We start from the raw sequence: 3,302 nt of genomic DNA, 5'->3' as shown, positions 1-3,302 counted from the left end.
TATTCACTTTATCAACAACTGTGATTTTTCACAACTCATTTAGGATTGCTATATCTTGCCAAATTTACAACTTAAACTCGACGATATTATGCATATTTAACAAAAGAAATTTTGTTTTGGCTGAGGTGAATCGGATAACTTAGCACTGCTTCGGTGATGCAAAAGCGATCGCCACGTTTTTCTAAGCTAGAATACCAAAGTTGTATTTAAACACATCTGACAAGTCAATTGTCAAAGAGCCGTTATTTTTATGAATTACTACGTAATCTACGACGGAAATTGTAATCTCTGCGTTAGTCTAGTGCGATCATTAGAATCCTTAGACCAAGGAAAGCTGTTTCGCTACGCTCCTATGCAAGATGAGCAGACACTTTTACGATGGGGAATTACAGCCCAAGACTGTGAACAGGGGATGATTTTAATTGATGCCAACGAACCTGAAAGACGTTGGCAAGGTAGTAACGCTGCGGAAGAAATTGGGCGGTTATTGCCAGTAGGAAGTATATTTGTAGACGCTTATCGAGCCTTACCGGGGATGAAGTGGGCAGGCGATCGCTTTTACGAACAAATCCGCGATAACCGCTATGCACTCTTCGGTAAGCGTTCTAATACTTATGAATCGTCATACTGTGTTGATGGTAGCTGCAAGCCGTAGGTAGTACAGGTGAGGGTATTGCCAGTCTGAGGCAGGAAGCAGTTCTTGCTGGCTTCGCCGTGAGCGTCAGCCGAACGAGAGCAGGCAGATGAGGGAAACCCCATAAATAAATGTATTGGCTCTGAGACAAATACGCATTATTTATCGTCGCACTTTCCGCTCAAAATAAATATTTTTCCCTTAAGCATAAATACATTTATTAGCTCGTAACCCTTGACTGGTAGGGAATTCCAGCATCTTTCTCCCCCTGCCGCCTGCCCCCTGTTCCCTTGCCTCTTTGGTCATTAGACAGAATTTTTTTGGTAAAAAATCCGCCTCCAGGTGCTAGTAAAAAGTCTGTAAGACCAACCATTATGCTATCTGGCGTGTTTGGAAACATTGTACAATCAATGACATTTGCGATCGCCGTTCGCGCTAGCGTCTCCAAAGGAGAAGGCTTAAGATTCGCTTATCGCCTACGGAAAGGGCGGGTACGCCATCGCGTCACAATTCGACACAACAAACTGAACTGATGGGAGGATACTGCGTGAGAATTGGTGCTAACTACTTGGGTAACGGAGAGTGTGAGTTTACAGTTTGGTCTCCACTATTAGATAGCGTCACTGTAAAAATTTTGACGCCAGAACCGCAGTTAATTCCCCTCAAGCCTCAGTCTGAGGGATACTGGCAGATAAAAGTGAACGATGTCTATCCAGGCACGCTTTATCAGTATGTTTTGAATGGTCAAGATACCTTTGCTGATCCGGCGTCGCAGTATCAACCTGAAGGGGTACATGGGCCGTCTCAAATTGTCGATCAACACTTTGAGTGGACTGATGAAGGGTGGACTGGCATTCCTGTGGAGTCGCTGATTTTCTATGAACTTCACGTTGGGACATTCACGCCTGAAGGAACTTTCACCGCGATCATTTCCCGCTTACCGGAACTGAGGGAACTGGGAATTAACGCCATTGAAATCATGCCCATCTCCCAGTTTCCGGGAGACACCCATGTTGAAGCAACTCTTGCATATCGCAACTGGGGCTATGATGGGGTTTACCCTTATGCTGTCCAAAATTCCTACGGTAGCCCAGCTGACCTGAAGCAACTGGTAAATGCTTGCCACCAACACGATATCGCCGTAGTGCTGGATGTGGTGTATAACCACTTTGGCCCAGAAGGTAATTATATGGCGCAGTTCGCGCCCTACTTTACTAAAACCTATAAAACGCCGTGGGGCGATGCACTGAATTTTGACGATGCCTATAGTCAGGGTGTGCGAAACTATTTTATCGAGAATGCGCTTTACTGGTTAGGTGAATTTCACATTGATGCATTGCGGCTGGATGCCGTTCAAGCAATTTACGACTTGGGGGCAAAGCACTTTTTGTGGGAACTGGGGGAAGCAGTTCATCATTTTTCACAACAAGGGCAAAAATGGAAACGCCATTTAATTGCCGAAAGTGATATGAATAATCCGCAATTAATTCGTCCGGCAGAATTGGGCGGATATGGACTTGATGCCCAGTGGAGTGATGATTTCCACCATGCATTACACGCACTTTTAACAGGCGATCGCCAAGGATATTATCAAGATTTTGGGCAAACTGCTCAGTTGGCGAAAGCTTATGAAGATACTTTTATCTACGATTGGAAATACGCACCACACCGTAAACGATTTCATGGCGTATCTTGCCGCGATCGCCCTTTATCACAGTTTACAATCTGCATTCAGAATCACGATCAAATCGGCAATCAAATGAAAGGGGAACGCCTTACGCAGCGGATCTCTTTTGAAGGATTAAAGTTAGCCGCCGGCGCTGTGCTGCTGTCGCCCAACTTACCCCTGTTGTTCATGGGAGAGGAATACGGAGAAACAGCACCCTTCATTTACTTTGTCAGTCACTCTGATACTGATTTAATTCAATTAGTTCGAGCCGGACGCAAACAAGAATTTGAAGCATTTCACTACGCAGATGATCCCCCAGATCCGGAATCGGCAGAAACTTTCCTAAAGTCTAAACTCAATTGGCAATTACGCAATGAAGGTAAGCACAAAGTTCTGTGGGATTGGTATCGCCAGTTAATTAATTTACGCAAGACGCATCCAGCCCTTTTGAATCAAGACCGCAATTTCATCCAAGCGACTAGCGATAAAGAGAAGGAGTTGGTGATTGTGCGTCGTTGGTGCGAATCAACTGAACTAATATTTGTGATGAATTTCAATTCGTCGGCAATGACAGTGAGTTTGCCAATTGAGCATAATGCTCATAAGCTATTAGACTCAGCAGATACCTCATGGTCTGGGCATGGTTCTGAAGCCGCTGAACATCTGTCTGTGGGCCAAGAAGTAAAATTGCAACCCACTAGTTTAGTACTCTATGAAAAAGGATGAGGGGGAGAGTTAGAACTTAAAGTTTCAGCCTCATAACCTCAACGTTCGAGCAAAAAGGCTTAACGTTCGAGCAAAAAGGCTCAACGTTCAAGCTAAAAGGCTCAACGTTCGAGCTAAAAGGTTCAACGTTCGAGCTAAAAGGTTCAACGTTCGAGCTAAAAGGTTCAAATTCCTGCAAGTAATATCATGTCCGCTAAATTACCCATAAAAAAAGAACCCCACCCCCAACCCCTCCCCGCAAGCGGGGAGGGGAGACAAAGCACAGCTTTGGCG

At 44.9% G+C, this 3,302-nt stretch carries 3 protein-coding genes; all 3 read left to right on the top strand.

Going from position 1 to position 3,302, the window contains the following annotated elements:
* Positions 1-250: 250 nt before the first annotated feature.
* The 3 genes from Q0541_RS26235 to treZ all read left to right on the top strand — a co-directional run bounded on the left by Q0541_RS26235 (position 251) and on the right by treZ (position 3,029).
* Positions 251-655 (top strand): thiol-disulfide oxidoreductase DCC family protein, encoded by a 405-nt coding sequence (locus Q0541_RS26235; protein WP_298917825.1) that lies wholly within the window; start codon positions 251-253, stop codon positions 653-655.
* Positions 656-954: 299 nt separating this feature from the next.
* Positions 955-1,167, top strand: a complete 213-nt coding sequence (locus Q0541_RS26230; protein ID WP_298917822.1) for a hypothetical protein — start codon at positions 955-957, stop codon at positions 1,165-1,167.
* A gap of 14 nt (positions 1,168-1,181) precedes the next feature.
* Positions 1,182-3,029: a malto-oligosyltrehalose trehalohydrolase gene (gene treZ / locus Q0541_RS26225; protein WP_298917819.1), complete on the top strand. Its 1,848-nt coding sequence runs from the start codon at positions 1,182-1,184 to the stop codon at positions 3,027-3,029.
* The last annotated feature ends 273 nt before the right edge of the window (positions 3,030-3,302 follow it).

The organism is uncultured Nostoc sp. (genome assembly GCF_937863485.1).
Taxonomy (GTDB): Bacteria; Cyanobacteriota; Cyanobacteriia; order Cyanobacteriales; family Nostocaceae; genus Nostoc.
This window is presented reverse-complemented; position numbering and strand designations above follow the sequence as displayed.

Bases quoted from the DNA above. Each gene is read 5' to 3' on its own strand.
- Q0541_RS26235 (WP_298917825.1), top strand. From the start codon at position 251: ATGAATTACTACGTAATCTACGACGGAAATTGTAATCTCTGCGTTAGT.